Annotated in this window: 10 protein-coding genes; 5 read left to right on the plus strand and 5 right to left on the minus strand. The window is 66.4% G+C overall.

What is annotated here, in order from left to right; translation table 11 throughout:
* Positions 1 to 79: 79 nt before the first annotated feature.
* The 3 genes from FHS03_RS25505 to FHS03_RS25515 all read left to right on the plus strand — a co-directional run bounded on the left by FHS03_RS25505 (position 80) and on the right by FHS03_RS25515 (position 2,419).
* The gene (locus FHS03_RS25505) at positions 80 to 844 is read left to right on the plus strand and encodes a histidine phosphatase family protein (protein ID WP_183443713.1); all 765 of its coding nucleotides are present in this window, start codon (positions 80 to 82) and stop codon (positions 842 to 844) included.
* A gap of 9 nt (positions 845 to 853) precedes the next feature.
* The gene (locus FHS03_RS25510; RefSeq protein ID WP_183443714.1) at positions 854 to 1,807 is read left to right on the plus strand and encodes an NAD(P)H-hydrate dehydratase; all 954 of its coding nucleotides are present in this window, start codon (positions 854 to 856) and stop codon (positions 1,805 to 1,807) included.
* 69 nt (positions 1,808 to 1,876) lie between these two features.
* Complete coding sequence (locus tag FHS03_RS25515; protein WP_183443715.1) at positions 1,877 to 2,419, plus strand: hypothetical protein; 543 nt, start codon at positions 1,877 to 1,879, stop codon at positions 2,417 to 2,419.
* Between the two features lie 106 nt (positions 2,420 to 2,525).
* On the opposite strand, the gene FHS03_RS25520 is transcribed toward FHS03_RS25515, so the two are convergent.
* The 4 genes from FHS03_RS25520 to FHS03_RS25535 all read right to left on the minus strand — a co-directional run bounded on the left by FHS03_RS25520 (position 2,526) and on the right by FHS03_RS25535 (position 9,196).
* Positions 2,526 to 3,941: an OmpP1/FadL family transporter gene (locus FHS03_RS25520; protein WP_183443716.1), complete on the minus strand. Its 1,416-nt coding sequence runs from the start codon at positions 3,939 to 3,941 to the stop codon at positions 2,526 to 2,528.
* A gap of 174 nt (positions 3,942 to 4,115) precedes the next feature.
* On the minus strand, positions 4,116 to 7,325 hold the full coding sequence (locus FHS03_RS25525) for an efflux RND transporter permease subunit (RefSeq protein WP_183443717.1): 3,210 nt from the start codon (positions 7,323 to 7,325) through the stop codon (positions 4,116 to 4,118).
* Between the two features lie 3 nt (positions 7,326 to 7,328).
* Complete coding sequence (locus tag FHS03_RS25530) at positions 7,329 to 8,519, minus strand: efflux RND transporter periplasmic adaptor subunit (RefSeq protein WP_183443718.1); 1,191 nt, start codon at positions 8,517 to 8,519, stop codon at positions 7,329 to 7,331.
* A gap of 254 nt (positions 8,520 to 8,773) precedes the next feature.
* Positions 8,774 to 9,196, minus strand: coding sequence for a divergent PAP2 family protein (locus FHS03_RS25535; protein WP_183443719.1), 423 nt, complete (start codon positions 9,194 to 9,196; stop codon positions 8,774 to 8,776).
* A gap of 111 nt (positions 9,197 to 9,307) precedes the next feature.
* Here FHS03_RS25535 and FHS03_RS25540 point away from each other — a divergent pair, with 111 nt between their 5' ends.
* Both FHS03_RS25540 and FHS03_RS25545 read left to right on the plus strand, forming a co-directional pair.
* Entirely contained in the window at positions 9,308 to 10,339 is a 1,032-nt protein-coding gene (locus FHS03_RS25540; RefSeq protein WP_183443720.1) for a DUF475 domain-containing protein, read from the plus strand.
* A gap of 44 nt (positions 10,340 to 10,383) precedes the next feature.
* Positions 10,384 to 10,752, plus strand: coding sequence for a DUF8785 domain-containing protein (locus FHS03_RS25545; protein WP_183443721.1), 369 nt, complete (start codon positions 10,384 to 10,386; stop codon positions 10,750 to 10,752).
* Between the two features lie 154 nt (positions 10,753 to 10,906).
* Here FHS03_RS25545 and FHS03_RS25550 read toward each other — a convergent pair whose 3' ends face one another.
* Positions 10,907 to 13,246 carry a coiled-coil domain-containing protein gene (locus tag FHS03_RS25550; RefSeq protein ID WP_229426437.1) on the minus strand — a complete coding sequence of 780 codons (2,340 nt, stop codon included), beginning with the start codon at positions 13,244 to 13,246 and terminating at the stop codon, positions 10,907 to 10,909.
* Positions 13,247 to 13,413 lie beyond the last annotated feature (167 nt).

Genomic DNA, 13,413 nt, shown 5'->3' on the forward strand with positions numbered 1-13,413 from the left:
ATGGCAGGCCGCTTTGCCGCGCCGACAATTTGCAGAATTCGGCTAGCATTCCTTCGACGTCCCACCATAAAGGATCGCGATGGAACAGAAATGGCCGCAACAGCTCTGGGTGGTCCGGCACGGCCAGAGCGCCGGCAATGTGGCGCGCGACGCCGCCGAAGCCGCGTCCGGCTTGCTGATCGATATCGCCGAGCGCGATATGGACGTGCCGCTGTCCACGCTGGGCCAGCAGCAGGCGCAGGCGCTGGGCCTGTGGTTCGGCGCCCTGCCGGAAGACGCGCAACCGACGGTGCTGCTGTTCTCGCCCTATCTGCGGGCGCGCGCCACGGCCGAAGCCATCCTCGAACATTTGCCGCGCGGCGAGCTGCTGGCCGTAAACGCCGACGAACGCCTGCGTGAAAAGGAGTTCGGCATCCTCGACCGGCTGACGCCGCTGGGCATCGCCGAGAAATATCCCGAGCTGCACGCGCAGCGCCGCCACGTGGGCAAGTTTTATTTCCGGCCACCGGGCGGCGAAAGCTGGTGCGATGTGATCCTGCGCCTGCGCAGCGTGCTCGACACCGTCACCCGCGAATACCGGCGCGAACGCGTGCTCATCGTCGGCCACCAGGTCATCGTCATGTGCTTGCGCTACCTGCTCGAGCGCCAGGACGAGGCCAGCATCCTGGCCACCGACCGCGCCGCCGATGTGCCGAACTGCGGCGTCACCTCTTACCGCTTCAATCCGGCCTTGGGCAAGCAGGGCAAGCTGGAGCTGGACCTGGTGAATTTCCTGGCGCCGCTGGAAGCGCGCGGCACGCCCATCACCGCCACGCCGGACGTGCCGGCCGCGCCCAAGTCCTGAGGCCGCGCCATGGACCGCCCACCGCCCACGCCCGCCGCCGCACCGGCCGACACCGTCGAGCTCGATACGGCGGCGCTGCGCGCCTGGCCGCTGCCGCAGCCGCAGCCCGACAGCGACAAGGAGGTGCGCGGCCATGTGCTGGTGGTGGCCGGTTCGCGCGAGATCCCGGGCGCGGCGCTGCTGGCCGCCACGGCCGCCTTGCGCGCCGGCGCGGGCAAGCTCAGCGTAGCGACCGCGGCCAGCGTGGCGCCGCAACTGGCGCTGCTGCTGCCCGAGGCGCGCGTGCTGGGCCTAGCGGAGACCGCGAACGGCGGCTTCGCGCTGGAGGGCGCGCGCCGCATTAGCGAGCTGGCCGGCCAGGCCGATGCCTTGCTGCTCGGCCCCGGCATGCAGGACGAAGCCGCCACGGCCGAGCTGGTGCATGCCCTGCTGCCGCGTTTCAGCCACTGCCGCGTGATCCTCGACGCCACCGCCATGGCCGTGGTCCATCCGCGCGGCGAGCCGCATCTGCTGGCCGATCCCGTGGACTGGGAACACTTCCGCTTCGCCACGCCGGTGCTGTTGACGCCGCACGCGGGGGAACTGGCCCGCCTCAGCGGCGCGGCCAAGGAAGCAATTGTGCAGGATCCGTATGCCGCCGCCACCCGCGCGGCGGCACGCTGGAATGCCGTGCTGGCGCTGAAAGGCGCGACCACGGTGCTGGCCGCCCCCGGCGGCGAACTGTGGCGCCATCGCGGCGGCAATACCGGTCTGGCCAGCTCCGGCTCGGGCGATGTGCTGGCCGGTCTGATCGCCGGACTGGCGGCGCGCGGCGCGACGCTGGCCCAGGCGGCCGCCTGGGGCGTTGCCCTGCATGCGGCGGCGGGCGAGCAGTTGGCCTTGCGGGCCGGCACGCTCGGCTACCTGGCGCGCGAAATCGCCGCCGAAATCCCCGCCCTGCTGCGCAGTCTCGCGCCGGACTAAAGCGGCGTGCAAGCAGCCGCCCGCGCGGCGGCCCATCTTTACCGTAGCGACTCTTCGAAAGGACTTATCATGGCACCGTTGAAATCCACCCTCCCCTATTGGCGCGGCGCCCTGGCCGCGGCGCTGGCAGCCGTACTGGCAGGCGGCTTGCTCAGCGCCTGCAAAAACCGCGACGTCGACACCACCAGCGGCCCGACCGCGGGCAGCCCGGCCACCACGCCGAGCGGCACCACGGGCGGCACCACACCCGATACCGGCGGCACCGGCACGGCCACCTCGCCCGCTTCGCCCAGTTCGCCTACCGCGCCGGACAATACGTCCCAGCCCGGCACCGGCACCCCCGATACCACGCCATCGTCCGGCGGCAGCAGCACCACGCCCCCCACCGGCAGCAGCGGCACACCGGGCAGCTCCGGCACGTCCGGCAGCGGCGGCAGTTCAGGCACCTCGGGCAGTTCTGGCTCCTCGGGCACTTCCGGCAGTTCTGGCACCTCCGGCAGTTCCGGAACCTCGGGCAACTCGGGCACCTCCGGCACATCAGGAACGTCCGGCAGCTCCGGCACCATGCCGGCCACGCCGCCGCGCGACGACAAAAAACCGCCACGCTACTAAGCACCGCCCCTTGGCCGCGGCATAAAAAAAGCCGGCGCCTCCCGCGGGAGGATGCCGGCTGTTGCGCGCTGCGCCTTGGCCTGGGCCAAAGCGCGCAGGCGTTCGCTTAGAACTGGTGGTTGTACGCCACGCCCAGCAGTTGCAGGTGGGTCTGGTAAGTACCTTTGGTCAGTTCGCCGTTGCCGGTGCAGTTGTGCATCAGCGGGCTGCAGTTGTTGCGGTAGTTGGTGTTACCATCCTTGAAGGCCAGGTAGCTGTAAGCCAGGTCGATCGACGATTTTGGCGTCAGCTTGTAGTTCAAGCCCAGGGACAGCTGGTTGCGGTCGCTGTCCGGCAGGGCGGCGTGGCGCAGCTCGTCGCTGCGCACCGGCGCCTGGTCGTGGGCGATGCCGCCGCGCAGGGTCAGCTTGTCGTCGAACTTGTAGTTCGCGCCCAGCGACACGCGCCAGGTGTTTTTCCAGTTCTGGCGGATCACCTCATCGCCTTCGCCGGTGTCGACGAACTGGATGTTCAAGTCTTTCAGACGCGAGTGGCGGGTCCAAGTCACGTCAGCCATGCCGGCCCACTTGTCGTTGAACTGGTGGAAGGCGTTGACGGACAGGGTTTCCGGCGTGCGCAGCTCAACCAGGGCGGGCGAGTTTTTCTTGCGCGAAGCCGCTTGCAGCACCTTGTTGACGACCGGATCGGCCGTCACGCTGGAGAAGTCCCAGGTCGCGCCGCCTTTCAGCTTGTGCGAGATGGAAGAGCGGTAAGCGATACCGAAACGGGTGTCCTTGTCCAGGCTGAACAGATAGCCCACATTGAAGCCGAAGCCCCAATCCTTGCCGTTCATGGTGGCGTGGCCATCTTGCGCGGTGCGCAGCGCGGCCGGATTGCCGCCCAGGGCAGCGATCTGCTGGGCCATCGCGCCGCTGGCGCCGCTGGCGACCAGGGCTTGCACCGAACCGGGCACGTCCACGCCCTGGCCCAGCTTGGCTTTCATGAACTCGGCGCTGATGCCGAAGCCGAAGGCGTGCTGCTCATTGAGCTTGAACGAAGCCGATGGGTTCAGGGTGATCGATTCGAGCTTGATATTGGTCAGCGCGTAGCGGCCGGACCAGTTGTTGTCGTAATCGATTTTGGTGCCGTAAGGCACGAACATGCCCATGCCGACGGTCCATTGCTGGTTCAGCTGGTGGCTCAGGTAGAACGAGGGCGCGGCCACGGCGTTCGGCGCGTAGTCGCCCTGGGTCTGCAGGCCGCCGGTCGAGGTGCCGGTGAAGCGCTTGGAGCCGCTGTCGGCGAACGTCGAGTGCGGGACGACGACGGTCAGGCCGCCGGTCGCCTGCGTGCCTTGCAGGCGGCTCAGACCCGCAGCATTGGAAAAGAGGGTGGACGCGTCGGCCGCTTCCGCGCCATTGGCATCGGCCGTGCCTTGGGCGCCGACGCTCTGGGAACCGAAACGGTAGCCGGATGCGGCCGCATTCAGGGAGGCGGCAGCCAGGGCAGCCGCGATGATCAGGGACAGAGTGTTCTTATTCATATGTATTAAGTCTCACTATTTTCACGGGTATGTCGGATCGCCGACGGCAGGAAAGCCGCCGCGAACCGCGAGCATACACCATAAAATAAGAACGTACGTGCAAAAAAGTTAGGCAGCCAAAAAACAAAAGGGACCGCAGTCCCTTTTGTTGCAAGCTTGCTACCCAGTAACTTCTTATGCGCTAGCCTTGCGCGGCGCGCGGCGTCCGCCGATCAGCAGGAACAGGGCGCGCAAGGCGCGGAACAGCAGGCGCACGAAAACCAGGGTCAGCAGCGCTTCGACCAAGGTCAGCAGGAAGGCCACGATGGCCGGCCAGCGCGCCAGGCGGCGCTGGAACTTGGCCGCCATGCGGTCGCGCGCGATCTCGATGCTGTCGTAGAAGGTCGGCACCACCAGCAGGGTCAGGATGGTCGAGGTGATCGTGCCGCCGATGATGGCGATCGCCAACGGACGGTAGAACTCGCCGCCCTCGCCCAGGCCGATGGCCACCGGCAGCATGCCGGCGATCAGGGCGAAGGTCGTCATCAGGATCGGGCGCAGGCGCATGCGGCCCGCATACATCAGCGCATCCTCGCGGTTAAAGCCCTCTTCCTCGCGCTTGCGCGCCGCGTCGAGCAGCAAGATGGCATTCTTGGCCACCAGGCCCATCAGCATGATGATGCCGATAAAGCTCATCAGATTCAGCGTGCCGCCCGTCAGGATCAGGGCCAGCACCACGCCGATCAGGGACAGCGGCAGCGACAGCATCACCGCGCCCGGCGCCGTGAACGAGCCGAACTGCATCACCAGGATCAGGTACATCAGGCCGATGCCCGAGATCAGGGCGATGAACATCTGGGTGAACACTTCCTGCTGGTCCTTGCCGGCGCCGCCCAGGTCCAGGCCATAGCCGGGCGGGAAGTCCATGGCCTTGGCCAGTTTCATGGCTTCGGCCGTCACTTCGCCCGAAGAGCGGCCTTCGACGTTGGCCGAGACCGAAATCGAGCGCTTGCCATTCTTGTGACGGATGGTGGCCGGGCCCTTGCCCATGGTCACGGTGGCGATCTGGTCCAGCGGCACCATCTGGTTGGTGCCGGTCACGCCGATCGGCAGGCGCTCGATGTTCTCGGCGCTGGTGCGGTCGTCCGGATGCAGGCGCACCGCCACGTCGCGCGTCTCGCCGGTCGGGTCGACCCAGTCGCCCACCTCGATGCCGGCAAAGGCGACGCGCAGCGATTGCGCAGCGTCGCCGGCGGAAATGCCCATGGAGTTCGCCAGACCGCGGTTCAGTTCGATCTGCATCTCGTCTTTCGGGTCAAGCTCGGACAAGCCGACGTCGACCGCGCCCGGCACCTGGCGCAGCTTGGCCATGAAATCGTTGGTGATCTGGATCAGCTTACGCGAATCGGGACCGGTGAATTCGATCTGCACCGGCTTGCGCGCATTATTGGACAGGTCGTCGAGCACCACGAATTCGCCGCCGACCAGCTGGGCCATTTTCTGGCGCAGCTCGATCGCCACCTCGGTGGCCGAGCGCTTGCGCTCATGCTTCTTGCCGATGTCGACATAGATGCGGCCGCCGCTCAGGTTGACATAGGTGCTGGTGGCCTTGGTTTCCGGCAGGGTATGGGCCATCTGGGCCGCCTTGTCCAGCTTCAGGCGGCTGTATTCCAGGCTGCTCGAGGACGGCGTGCGCACCTCGATGGCCAGGGTGCCGAAGTCGGACTTCGGCAGGAAGCTCGAACCGCCCACGGTGGCCTGCAGCGCCAGCGCGGCGATGAAGCTGGCCAGCGCGATGGCGCCCATCCATTTACGGTGGTGCAGCGCCCAGGCGATCACATGGCCGTAGCGGTCGGCCTGGCGGTCGAACCAGTGGTTGAACTTGTCCAGCACCTTGCCGATGCCTTTTTTCGGCGCCGTATGGTGGTCCGGCGGGTCGCCCCAGAAGGCCGACAGCATCGGGTCGAGCGTGAAGGAGATGAACAGCGACACGGCCACCGAGCAGGTCACGGTCAGCGCGAACGGACGGAACCATTCGCCCGAGATGCCGGGCATGAAGGCCACGGGAATGAACACGGCCATGATGGAGAAGGTGGTCGCCGCCACGGCCAGGCCGATTTCGGCCGTGCCTTCCAGCGCCGCCTTGCGGCGGTCCGAACCCAGCTGCATATGGCGCACGATGTTTTCGCGCACCACGATGGCGTCGTCGATCAGCACGCCGATCGCCAGCGACAGGCCGAGCAGGGTCATGAAGTTCAAGGTGAAGCCGCACAGCCAGACCGCGATAAAGGCCGCGATCACCGACGTCGGCAGCGACAGCGCCGTGATCAGGGTCGAGCGCCAGGAATTGAGGAAGGCGTAGACCACGAAAATGGTCAGCACGGCGCCGAAGACCAGGGCCTCGATCACGTTGTTCAGGCTGCTTTGCGCATCCTTGCCGCCATCCTGGGTCACTTCCATGGAGGTGCCATCAGGCAACTCCTTATTGATTTCCTCGACCAGCTTGCGCGTGGCCTTGGCCACGCTGACGGTGGAGGCGTCGCGCGAGCGGATGATGGAAAGGCCGACATTCGACTTGCCGCTGCGCAGGCTCAGATTATTGATTTCGGCAAAACCGTCCTCGATCGTGGCCAATTGGCCCAGGCGGATCACTTCGTCGCCGCGGCGCTTGACCACCACGTCCTGGAATTCTTCGGGCCGCTCGATGCGGCCCACCAGGCGGATGCTTTTCTCTTCCAGGCTGCCGCGCACCTTGCCCACCGGCGCATTGGTGTTTTGCAGGCGCAGGGCATTGGTCACTTCGGCCACCGAGACATTGAACTCGCGCAACTTCTCGGCGCGCAGCAGCACCGACAGCTCGCGCCGCAGCGAACCGTTGACATTGACCACGGCCACGCCGTCGAGGGCGCGGAAGCGGTCGGCCAGCTGGTCTTCGGCCAGGCGCGAAATCGCCGCATGCGACTGGGTGCGCGAGGAGATCGACAACTGCATCACGGGCTGGGCCGAGGGGTCGAAGCGCTGCAGGATCGGCTCGCGCATCTCGAGCGGCAGCTTGTAGCGCACCGACGCGATCGAATTGCGGATCTCGTCGGACGCCTCGATCAAGTTCTTGGTGAAGTTGAACTGCATCTCGATGCGCGCGCTGCCTTCATTGGCCTGGCTGTTCACCTCGGTCACGCCGGTAATGCTTTGCAGCGATTTTTCCAGGCGGTTCACGATCTCGCGCTCCACCGTCTCGGGCGAGGCGCCCGGGTACGGGATGCTGACGATGATCACCGGCACTTCCACGTCCGGATTCTGGTTGACGCGCAGCTTGCTCAGCGCGAGCAAGCCCATGCACATCATCGCCAGGATCAGCACGATCATGGCGACGGGCCGCTTGATACTGAAATTGGACAGGAACATGGTTTAGTTTCCTTTGCTGACGGCGGCCGGGGTCACGGCGGCGGAAGCGACGGCCTTGGGCGCGGCCAGCTCGATCTTCTGCCCTTCCTTGAAGCTCGAGGCCGGCGCGCGCAGCACCATGTCGCCGGCGGCCAGGCCGCTCTGCACCTGCCACAGGCCGCTGCGCGCATCGCGCGTGCCGATCGCCAGGCTGACCTTGCTCAAGGTCTTGTCCTTGACGCGCCAGGCATAGGAGCTGTCGCCCTGGCGCACCAGGGCCGTTTCCGGCACCATCAGGGCCGCCGTAGTTTCCGCTTCGATGCGGCCTTCGGCATACAGGCCGGCCACGCGCGGCAGATTGCTGCCGGCGAACTCGACCAGCACCTCGACCTGGCGCGTGACCGGGTTGGCGGCCGGATCGACGCGCTTGACCTTGCCGTTGAACTGCTGGCCCGGATACCCATTGATGCGGAACAGCGCCGGCTGGCCCACCTTGACCACGCCGATCTTGTCGGCCGACACCAGGCCTTCGAAGCGCATCGAGGCCGGATCGACCACTTTGACCAATTCCTTGCCGATCTGGGCCGTGTCGCCGTTCGACACCTTGCGCTCGCTGACGATGCCGTCGAACGGCGCGCGCACCAGGGTGCGCGACAGCTGCTGGTTGGCCGAGACCGACTTGGCCTTGGCCGCCGCCAGGTCGCTCAGCGCGTTATTGCGCCGCACTTCGGCGTCTTCCAGGGCCTGGGCCGACGCCATGCCGGAAGCGCGCAGGGTTTTCTGGCGGCTCAGCATGCGCTCAGCCTGCTCCATGGCCTGGGTTTGGGCGCGCACCGCCTCATTCGCCGAATTCAGGCTGTCGCGCAGCGAGGTATCGTCCAGGCGCACCAGCAAGTCGCCCTTCCTGACCGCCTCGCCATTTTCTTTCAGCACCTGCACCACCACGGCGCCCACTTCGGCGCGCAGGTCGGCCTTGCGCTCGGGCTGGATGGAGCCGGTGATCACGGGGCCGGACGCCAGCGCGTTCGATTCCACCGTCACCAAGTCTTCCGAGGAGATCAGCAACGGTCCCGCCGCCGCCTTCTTGTCGCCCCCTTTCTCGGCATTGGCCTGGGCCGACGCGCCGGCGCCGGCTTTTTCCGGCGCCTTGTCCGCCTTGCCGCAAGCGGCAAGAGCTGTGGCGACGGCGAGAGCTATTAAGGAAGTGCGCAACATAGAATATCTCCGAGAAGTTGGACGATTACGTTTTATTAATATTTTGACCCAAACTACGAGGCGCAAAGTATCTCCGACCCCTCTGGGACCGTCAATCAAGATGCGTATGGAGTGACAGTTTTTGTGGCTGGACTGCGAAAAACGTGGATAAACGGTAAGCAGTCCTGAACGGCAGAGAAATTAGTACAGAAATGTACTTTTCCCGTAGATCAAGACCGGGGTAATGCCCCGGTCTGGTGCAAACGTTGCCGCGCTCAGCCGCGGGCGAACAGCGCGTGGATCAGGTGGCCCATGGCGATGCCGGTGGCCAGCCCGCCCAGGATTTCGGCCACGGTATGGCCCATGCGCTCGCGCAAGCCCTGGTGGCCGGTGTCGTCCTTGGCCAGGCGGTTGATGGCGGCGGCTTGGCGGCCGACGTGCTGGCGCAGGCTGTTGGCGTCGATGATGACGATGAAGCACAGGGTCACGGCCACGCCGAAAGCCGGATGGCCGATGCCCTCGCGCAGCGCGATCAGGGTGGCCATGCTGGAGACGACGGCGCTATGGTTGCTGGGGAAGCCGCCATTGCCGACCAGATTGAAGGCCCAGCGCCGCGCGCGCGCGCTATTGATCAGGAATTTGATGGGACCCACCACGGTCCAGGTCATTACGGGGGTCAGAAGATAGGCGAGATCCATTGCAAGAAATCCTTTTAGGCAATTCAACATTATGGCAGAACGCACGGACCGGGCGGAAGCGGCTGTTATAAAATCCGCACACTATAAAAAACCATACGGGGTAGCAGGACGATGAAACATTTCCGCATTTCAATTCTTTTCACCATCGTGCTGATGGCGCTGGCCGGCTGGTGGGGCTACAGCCATGGCGGCCTGGGCGGCATGGTCACAGCGCTGTGGATCACGGGCGTGCTGGGCGTGATGGAAGTCTCGCTCTCATTTGACAATGCGGTGGTCAACGCTTCCGTGCTGCGCGACTGGAACGCGTTCTGGCAGAAACTGTTCCTGACGGTCGGCATCCTGGTGGCCGTGTTCGGCATGCGCTTGCTGTTCCCGCTGGCCATCGTCGCCGTCGCCACCGGCCTCGGCCTGGTCGACGTGTGGAATATGGCCACCACCACGCCGCAGGAATACTCGCGCCACCTGATGGGCGTGCACGCCGAAGTGTCGGCCTTTGGCGGCGCCTTCCTGCTCTTGGTCTTCCTCAACTTCCTGTTCGACGAGGAAAAAGAAACCCATTGGATTGTCTGGCTGGAGGAAAAAGCCGGCGCGCACGGCACGGAAAGCCTGGCCGTGCTGCTGGCCCTGCTGGCCGTCTTCGGCTGCACCGAGCTGGTGCCCGAAGCCCAGCGCTACAGCGTGCTGTACGCCGGCGTGGTCGGCATCGCCATCTATGTCGGGGTCGGCTGGCTCAGCGGCTTGCTCGAAGAGGAAGGCGGCGCCGACGTCGGCAAGGCCGTGCAGCGCGGCAGCATCGGCGGCTTCCTGTATCTGGAAGTGCTGGACGCCTCCTTCAGCTTCGACGGCGTGATCGGCGCTTTCGCCATCACCAGCGACGTGGTGATCATCATGCTCGGCCTGGCCATCGGCGCCATGTATGTGCGCTCGCTCACCGTCTACCTGGTGCACAAGGGCACGCTCGACGAATTCGTCTACCTGGAGCACGGCGCCCACTATGCGATCGGCATTCTGGCCCTGATCATGCTTGCCAGCGTCAAATTCCACATTCCCGAATGGTTCACCGGCCTGTCCGGCGTCGCCTTCATCGCGGTCTCGCTCTGGTCCTCGGTGAAATACCGGCGGCTGGCGGCGGCCCAGGGCTGAGCCGCAATGATAAGATCCCAATATTGCCACTACTTGCAGACACTATGACCCGTCCCTCCCGCCTCATCCTGGTCCTGCTGGGCCTGATCGTTGTTGCCGCCCTCGTCTTCTGGGCCTACGCGCTGATCACGCTGAACTACGCCTATTCCGAAGGCGAAAGAGCGGGTTATCTGCAAAAATTCTCGAAACGGGGCTGGATCTGCAAGACCTGGGAAGGCGAAATCCTGCTGACCTCGATGCCCGGCGCCATCCCCGAGAAATTCGAATTCAGCGTGCGCGACGACGAGGTCGCGCGCCAGCTGATGGCCGCCACCGGCAAGCGCGTCTTGCTCTCCTACGAGCAACACAAAGGCGTCCCCACCTCCTGCTTCGGCGAAACCGAATACTTCGTCGAACGCCTGCAAATCCAATAAAAAAACCGCGGCCTGCCGCGGTTTGATCTAAATCAGCAAATGTCCCACCCTGGTGTCAGGCACTGGAGTAGGACATTCTTTGATCTAAATCAGCAAATGTCCCACCGTGGTGCCTGACACCAGGGTGGGACATTGTTTGATATTTCGCAAAGGCTTAGCGGCCGCGCCAGACGGAGCCGGCGGTCTCTTTGAGGCGGCCGATGACGTCGCGCGCCAGGGTTTCGCTTTGCTCGCGCTCGGCTTGGGCGCGGGCGGCGGCTTCGCTGGCGTCGACCACGCTCGCCTCGGTGACTTTCAGCACGCCTTCTTCGGCTTCGACTTTCGCCTGCAGCGCTTGCAGGGCGCTGTGGGCCGCTTGCTGGCGGCGGCTTTCCAGTGCCAGCAGCTGGCGCTTGGCGGCCGTCATGGCCTTGGTGGTGTCGGCCAGCTTGCGCTGCATGGCGGCGTGGGCTTGGGCGGTTTCCAGCAGCGCTTGCTGTTCGGCGGCTTTTTCCTGGGCCGCCTGGTTGGCGGCTTGTTCGGCGTGCTCGCGCTCGCGGGCGGCGTCGGCGGCGGCCTGTTCGGCCTGGGCACGCGCCTCGGCGGCGATGGCGGCGCCGCGTTCGGCTTTGAGGCGGCCTTCGATGGCTTGGCCGGCCAGGACTTCGGCGGCGTTGACGCTATGCTGCTGCGCCAGTTTCTGTTCGATCAGGGCCAGCGAGTGGCGCTCGGTGGCGATGAATTCCTGTTCGGCTTGCAGCAAGGCTTGGGCGGCGGCGGCTTTGTCCTGCTCGGCGCGGCTGCGCTCCTTGTGTACTTCGCCCAGTTCGACGGCCAGGCGGGCTTGGGCGGCGACAGCCTGGGCCGCGGCTTCCTTCTGCGCGGCTTCGAGGTCGGTCTGTTCGGCCATCAGACGCAGCGAGGCGGCTTCCGCTTCGGCGGCCAGTTGCAGACGCTGCTCGGCGGCGCGCTGCTGGCGCAGGGCTTCGGCCTGCTCGGCTTCGGCGGCGGCGCGCGCGGCGGCGGCGGCCGTGCTGCGTTCTTCCTCGGCCAGACGCTCTTTGAGCGCGGCGATCGCTTGCTGTTCGGCGGCGGCGCGTTCCTGCTCGGCTTGCACCAGCGCGGCGGCCTGGCCGGCGCGTTCGCGCGCCAGGGCGTCGGCTTGCTGCGCGGCGTCCACCTCTGCCGTCAAGGAGGCCAGTTCGGCGGCCTCGGCGGCATTGCACGACGCGGCCAGCTCGGCGGCGGCGCGCGCCAGGGCGGCGCGTTCATTGGCTTGCTGGGTGGCGCGCTGCTGCTCTTCGCCGTCGGCGCGCGCCGCTTCAGCGGCGGCCTGCTCGGCCAGTTGGCGCAGCTTGGCCTGCTCCAGGGCTTCGGCCTCGGCTTCGACCTTGGCGTGGACTTCGAATTCGGCTTGCTGCTCGGCTTCGACGCGGGCCAGGGAGACGGCCGTCAACTGGCGGTCGGCCTCGATGCGCGCCTCGGTGGCGGCGATGATGCGGGCGTCGGCGTCGCGCCGGGCCTGGGCGCTGGCGACGGCCATCGCTTCCATGCGCTCGCGGTGCTGGGCGGCGTCGCGGATTTCTTTTTCGGTTTGCAGGCGCAGATGCAGGGACATCGCGGCGCTGCGGTCGGATTCAGCCTTGGCCAGGGCGATCGCTTCGCGCTCCTGCTCCAGGTGGGCCAGGGCGCGCGCCTCTTCGGCGGCGCGCACTTCGGCGGCGGCGCGCTTGAAGGTCGATTCCTGGGCGATCTGGTCGGCGCGTTCGCGCTGGCGCATCGCTTCCAGCGCCTCGGCCTCGGCCTCGGCCAGTTGCTGGGCGGTCTGGCGCGCGGCGTGGGCCTGGCGTTCGCGTTCGCGCGCCAAGGTGGCCATGCGCGCGTCGGCGCTGGCAATGCCCACGACCTCATCCTTGGCGGCCTGGACGGCGGCCATGCGTTCGGCGGCCTGCATGCGGGCCTGCTCGGTCTGCACCATCAATTCTTCGGCGGCGCGCGCGGCTTGCGCGGCCAGCTCGGCTTCGGCCGCGACCTGGTCGGCGGCGGCGCGGCGGCTGCCCTCCTCGGCCTTGGCGCGCTGCTCGGCGGCCAGGCGCACCTGGGTGTCGGCTTCGACGCGGGCGCGCAGTTCGGCGGTTTCCTGTTTCACCGCTTCCAGCCGGGCCACGCTGGCCTGGGCGGCGGCGCGCAGGCTTTCCAGACGCTCGCGGTTGGCGCTGATCGCCTCTTCGGCCGCCTGGGCATTCTGCAAGGCCACGGCGGCGGCGGCGGCGTCGATGGCGGCGCGGTCCTCGGCCAAGGCGCGGGCGCGGCTCTCGGCGTGGGCGCGGCTTTCGGCGGCGCAGGCGGCTTTCGCTTCCGCTTCGACGCGGGCAATGGCTTGCTGGATGGCCTTCATTTCCGCCTCGGCGCGGGCCGGGCGGGCCTCGTCGTTGGCAGCGCTGGAACTTACCACATCATGCGGCTCGTCCACGTGGGGAGCGGCGTCGAAAGCTGGGGCCAGTTGTACTTGCATGGGGTTCTCGCTTGATATGGGTATTCGGTTTTGCCATTATCAGAGAGAAAACACCCCGGCCAGACGCCAAGGAAAGGCGGATTTCCCCGCCTATTCCCCCTTTCGAACCAGAGCGGCGGCTCGCCCGCAAGCGCAGTTCGCAGACGCCACCGGTCCGCCGCCAGCGA

The sequence above is a fragment of the Pseudoduganella violacea genome, assembly GCF_014191875.1.
Taxonomy (GTDB): domain Bacteria; phylum Pseudomonadota; class Gammaproteobacteria; order Burkholderiales; family Burkholderiaceae_D; genus Rugamonas; species Rugamonas violacea_A.

Bases quoted from the DNA above. Each gene is read 5' to 3' on its own strand.
- FHS03_RS25505 (WP_183443713.1), top strand. From the start codon at position 80: ATGGAACAGAAATGGCCGCAACAGCTCTGGGTGGTCCGGCACGGCCAG.
- FHS03_RS25510 (WP_183443714.1), top strand. From the start codon at position 854: ATGGACCGCCCACCGCCCACGCCCGCCGCCGCACCGGCCGACACCGTC.
- FHS03_RS25515 (WP_183443715.1), top strand. From the start codon at position 1,877: ATGGCACCGTTGAAATCCACCCTCCCCTATTGGCGCGGCGCCCTGGCC.
- FHS03_RS25520 (WP_183443716.1), bottom strand. From the start codon at position 3,941: ATGAATAAGAACACTCTGTCCCTGATCATCGCGGCTGCCCTGGCTGCC.
- FHS03_RS25525 (WP_183443717.1), bottom strand. From the start codon at position 7,325: ATGTTCCTGTCCAATTTCAGTATCAAGCGGCCCGTCGCCATGATCGTG.
- FHS03_RS25530 (WP_183443718.1), bottom strand. From the start codon at position 8,519: ATGTTGCGCACTTCCTTAATAGCTCTCGCCGTCGCCACAGCTCTTGCC.
- FHS03_RS25535 (WP_183443719.1), bottom strand. From the start codon at position 9,196: ATGGATCTCGCCTATCTTCTGACCCCCGTAATGACCTGGACCGTGGTG.
- FHS03_RS25540 (WP_183443720.1), top strand. From the start codon at position 9,308: ATGAAACATTTCCGCATTTCAATTCTTTTCACCATCGTGCTGATGGCG.
- FHS03_RS25545 (WP_183443721.1), top strand. From the start codon at position 10,384: ATGACCCGTCCCTCCCGCCTCATCCTGGTCCTGCTGGGCCTGATCGTT.
- FHS03_RS25550 (WP_229426437.1), bottom strand. From the start codon at position 13,246: ATGCAAGTACAACTGGCCCCAGCTTTCGACGCCGCTCCCCACGTGGAC.